Source organism: Blastomonas sp. (genome assembly GCF_041747255.1).
Classification (GTDB): domain Bacteria; phylum Pseudomonadota; class Alphaproteobacteria; order Sphingomonadales; family Sphingomonadaceae; genus Blastomonas.
On record NZ_JBGTFM010000299.1, the window covers coordinates 1 to 4,334 of the forward strand.

Consider the following 4,334-nt stretch of genomic DNA (forward strand, 5'->3'; position numbering starts at 1 on the left):
GATTACGGGGTGGATATCACGCCGCGCCTGACCACATTGAAGGTGACCGAGCCGCCAGTGCGCAGCGCCGGGATCAAGGTGGCTGATGTCGACGCGCTGGTCGGCAAGCTCAAGGAAATGGGAGTAGGCGCATGAAGACGCTCGTATGGGTTGAGCATGACAATGCGGTCATGAAGGATGCTACACTTGCGGTCGTGACCGCAGCAGGCAAGCTGGGCGAAGTGCACGCGCTGGTCGCGGGCAAGGGCTGCGCGGCGGTGGCCGATCAGGTCGCCAAGGTGGCCGGTGTCAGCACCGTGCATCTGGCCGATGACGCCACGCTGGAAAATGCCCTCGCCGAGAACGTCGCGCCGCTGGTGGCCAGCCTGATGGGCCATCACGACGCGTTCCTCGCGCCCGCCACCACCACCGGCAAGAACATCGCGCCGCGCGTCGCAGCCTTGCTTGATGTCATGCAGATTTCGGACATCCTGTCGGTTGAAGGCCCCAAGACCTTCACCCGCCCGATCTATGCCGGCAACGCCATCGCCACCGTCGAATCGTCGGATGCCAAGCTGGTGATCACCGTGCGCGGAACGGCATTTGAAAAGGCCGCGACCGAAGGCGGATCGGGCACCGTGGAGGCCATCGGCGGCGCGACCGAAGCCGGGCTGTCGAGCTTCGTGAGCTCGGAGATCGCCAAGAGCGAGCGCCCCGAACTGACCAGCGCCAAGATCATCGTCTCGGGCGGCCGCGCGCTGGGCTCGGGCGAGAAGTTTGAAGAAGTGATCACACCCTTGGCCGACAAGCTGGGCGCAGGCATCGGCGCATCGCGGGCTGCGGTTGACGCAGGCTATGTGCCGAATGACTATCAGGTCGGCCAGACCGGCAAGATCGTCGCCCCCGAAGTCTATATCGCAATCGGCATCTCCGGCGCGATCCAGCACCTTGCGGGGATGAAGGACAGCAAGACCATCATCGCCATCAACAAGGACGAAGACGCACCAATCTTTCAGGTGGCAGACATTGGCCTGGTGGCAGATCTGTTCAGCGCCGTGCCGGAGTTGACGGGCAAGCTGTAAAGCAATTACATACCCCTGTTGTTTAGGGGTATGCAATTGATGAGAAATTGGATTGCCATGCTGGCACTGATGATTGGTGGGCTAGTGAGCCTCCCAGCGTTGGCAATGTCGGGCAACGGACCGCTGGAACTGTTGCCAAGTTCTCCATGGCAAATTGATTATGCCGAAGATCAGTGCCGCCTGGCTAGACAGTTCGGGACAGATGGCAACGAAGTCATCCTCATTCTTGATCGCTTTCAGCCTGGTGAGACATTCCGTATCACACTTAGGGGAAGTCGCCTCAGTTGGCGTGACCGTCCCAGCAAAATCCATGTGCGTTTTGGACCGGATGAGGTGGACCAAGAGGTATCGTTCCTTGCGGCTGAATTCCCCGGCAAGGTTCCAGGCTTGATAACAGGGGGTCAAGTAAGAATCGCGCCGAATCCAGAGAAGGAAGCAGCCAAGGATACTGAACACGATCATTGGAAGACAGTCGATCGCGCACCGATCGGAAGTGCGCGCGAAGCGGCAGTCACGTATATCGAATTTGGCGAGCCGTTGCGAAAGCCCCTCCGGCTCAAGACCGGATCAATGGGTGATGCGATGGCTGCACTGACGACCTGCACTGATCAGTTGCTCACCACTTGGGGTCTCGATATCGAAAAGCACAAGAGCCTTTCGCGACCTGTTACCCCTGCTGCCAACCCAGGAAAATGGGTCTTGGCGAGCGATTACCCCGCCAGTGCGGTGACGAATGGCAACAATGGGCTGGTTGCCTTTCGTCTTGATGTCGATACATCGGGCAAGCCGACAAAGTGCCACATCCAGCAAACCTTGAATCCTGATTTGTTTCAGCGCGCTGTCTGCGCCACCGTTATGAAACGGGCGAAATTTCTGCCAGCGCTCGACGCAGCAGGTCAGCCGGTGGCGTCCTACTGGGCGAATACGGTAAGATTCGAAGTGCCTCGTTAGCCCGCCATTCAACCCCCGCTTTGATGACGCCCGTTAATGCCGGAAGTGCCGCATTCCCGTAAACACCATCGCCAGCCCCGCATCATCCGCCGCCGCGATCACCTCGTCGTCGCGCATCGATCCACCCGGCTGGATCACGGCCGTCGCGCCGGCTTCTACCGCTGCGAGCAACCCGTCGGCGAAGGGGAAGAATGCGTCCGAAGCGACCGATGATCCTTTAGTGCGCGGTTCGGACCAGCCATAGGTTTCCGCAGCCTCAACTGCCTTGGCGGCTGCGATGCGTGCGGAGTCGCGGCGGTTCATCTGGCCTGCGCCGATCCCTGCGGTGGCGCCGTGCTTGGCATAGACGATGGCGTTCGACTTGACGTGCTTGGCCACGGTCCAGGCGAACAGGCAATCGGCCAACTCCTGATCCGTGGGCGCGCGTTTGGTGACGGTCTTCAATTGCGCGGCTGTGATCTGGCCATCGTCGCGCGTCTGCAGCAGCGCGCCGCCCGCGATGGTGCGCAGCGCCATGCCGCCGCGCGCGGGATTTGGCAAATCACCGGTCAGGATCAGCCGCAGGTTCTTCTTCTTGGCGAACACCGCCTTGGCGTCGTCGTCGGCATCAGGCGCGCAGACCACTTCGGTGAAGATGTCGCTGATCGCCTCGGCTGTCGCGCCATCGAGCGGTCGGTTGACCGCGATGATGCCGCCGAACGCCGAGACGCTGTCGCATTGTAACGCGGCCTTGTAGGCGTTGGCCAGATCGTCGCCGCTCGCCACGCCGCACGGGTTGGCGTGCTTGACGATGACCACGGTGGGCGGGCCATCGCGGAACTCGGCGATCAGCTCAAGCGCGGCATCGGCATCATTGATATTATTGTAGCTCAGCTCCTTGCCCTGCACCTGCCGGTGATCGGCGAGCGATCCGTTGGGGGCAAAGGCGGGCAAATAGAGCGCGGCCCGCTGGTGCGGGTTTTCACCATAGCGCAGCGCCTGGCCCTTGCGGAACGGCACGATCAAACGCTCGGGGAAGATCTCGCCCTGATCGGCCAGCGCGAACCAGCTGGCGATCATCGCGTCATACTCCGCTGTCGCGGCATAGGCCTTGGCGGCCATCTTGCGGCGGAAGGTGAGGCTGGTCGCGCCGTTGCCGGCGTCCAGCTCGGCGGTCAGAGTCGCATAGTCCGCCGGGTCAGTGAGGATCGTCACGAAGGCATGGTTTTTGGCCGCCGAGCGCAACATGCTGGGGCCGCCGATATCGATGTTCTCGATAATCTCTTCACGCCCCGCGCCCTTGGCGACGGTTGCGGCAAAGGGGTACAGGTTGACCACCACCAGATCGATCGCGCCGATGCCGTGCGCCTCCATCGCAGCGATATGCTCCGCGTTGTCGCGCACCGCGAGCAGCCCGCCGTGCACCATCGGATGCAAGGTCTTGACCCGGCCGTCCATCATTTCGGGAAAATCGGTGATCTCGGAGATGTCGCAGACGACAAGCCCCGCATTGCGCAGCGCCTTGGCGGTGCCGCCTGTTGAAATGAGCTCGACACCGTGCGCGGCAAGCGCCGCGCCAAGCTCTGCAAGGCCGCTTTTGTCCGAGACGGAAAGCAGCGCGCGTTTGATCGCAACGTTGGTCACTTAAGCTATCCCATATGCTTGAGCAGCCAGCCGTAGCTGCCGCCGCCGCCTGATGCGGTGCCGGACAGCACGATTTGCTGGCTGGGCTGGGGCCGAGCGTGCTCGTCGACCCATAAACTGTCTTCCAGTGTGACGCTGTCGCCCATTGAGCGAAACTGCCACAGCGACCCGTCAGCGATGCGCAGGAACACGCCCAGGCCATCGCTGGCAAGGTGCGCCTCTGCATCAAGCCCAAGATGAAAGCGGATCGCATAAGGCACGTCGCCGGGTTGCTTGCCGCGCCGCGAGGCGGGCACCAGCACGTCCTCGCCGCGCAGTTCCCGGCCATCGGGGCGCAGCAGCAGGATGCGTCGGTGGATCAGGCCAAACGCTTTGGCATAGCCATCATGGCTCATCTCCAGCCGCACCGCGTCGTCAAGATCGCGCCGGTCGATTTCGACCAGACCGACGCCCTTGCCCAGCTTGCCTTTGGGCAGCACGGCGGTGCTGTTGGTGTCGTCAAGGCACAAGGTGGAATGCGCGGCAGTGGCGCGCAGCCCCTTGATCAGCGATTGCGGCACCGCCCCGCCCAGGGTCGCCGCGCCGCCGCAATTGACGATGATCCGGTGGCTCGCGTGGCTCATCTCGAACGCCAATGTTGACGCGCAGCCGTTGATCGCATGGCGCGCCACCGGCGGCGTGCCCGCATCGGCGAGCAGC

4 protein-coding genes and 1 pseudogene are annotated in these 4,334 nt (G+C 62.6%); 3 read left to right on the forward strand and 2 right to left on the reverse strand.

What is annotated here, in order from left to right:
- From ACEW8G_RS10330 to ACEW8G_RS10340, 3 genes and pseudogenes are all read left to right on the forward strand, one after another.
- A pseudogene (locus ACEW8G_RS10330) lies at positions 1-135 on the forward strand (electron transfer flavoprotein subunit beta/FixA family protein); the annotation flags it as partial.
- Positions 132-1,061 carry an electron transfer flavoprotein subunit alpha/FixB family protein gene (locus tag ACEW8G_RS10335; RefSeq protein WP_373488340.1) on the forward strand — a complete coding sequence of 310 codons (930 nt, stop codon included), beginning with the start codon at positions 132-134 and terminating at the stop codon, positions 1,059-1,061. The pseudogene ACEW8G_RS10330 and the gene ACEW8G_RS10335, both read left to right, overlap by 4 nt.
- 57 nt (positions 1,062-1,118) lie before the next feature.
- Positions 1,119-2,012 (forward strand): energy transducer TonB, encoded by an 894-nt coding sequence (locus ACEW8G_RS10340; RefSeq protein ID WP_373488341.1) that lies wholly within the window; start codon positions 1,119-1,121, stop codon positions 2,010-2,012.
- 33 nt (positions 2,013-2,045) lie between these two features.
- Here the strand turns inward: ACEW8G_RS10340 and purH are convergent, their stop codons facing one another.
- Positions 2,046-3,635, reverse strand: a complete 1,590-nt coding sequence (gene purH, locus ACEW8G_RS10345) for a bifunctional phosphoribosylaminoimidazolecarboxamide formyltransferase/IMP cyclohydrolase (RefSeq protein ID WP_373488342.1) — start codon at positions 3,633-3,635, stop codon at positions 2,046-2,048.
- Positions 3,636-3,640: 5 nt separating this feature from the next.
- A partial coding sequence (locus tag ACEW8G_RS10350) for a heparinase II/III family protein (protein ID WP_373488343.1) occupies positions 3,641-4,334 on the reverse strand: 694 nt, incomplete at its 5' end.

Coding starts and splice junctions, on each gene's coding strand:
- ACEW8G_RS10335 (WP_373488340.1), top strand. CDS start 132: ATGAAGACGCTCGTATGGGTTGAGCATGACAATGCGGTCATGAAGGAT.
- ACEW8G_RS10340 (WP_373488341.1), top strand. CDS start 1,119: ATGCTGGCACTGATGATTGGTGGGCTAGTGAGCCTCCCAGCGTTGGCA.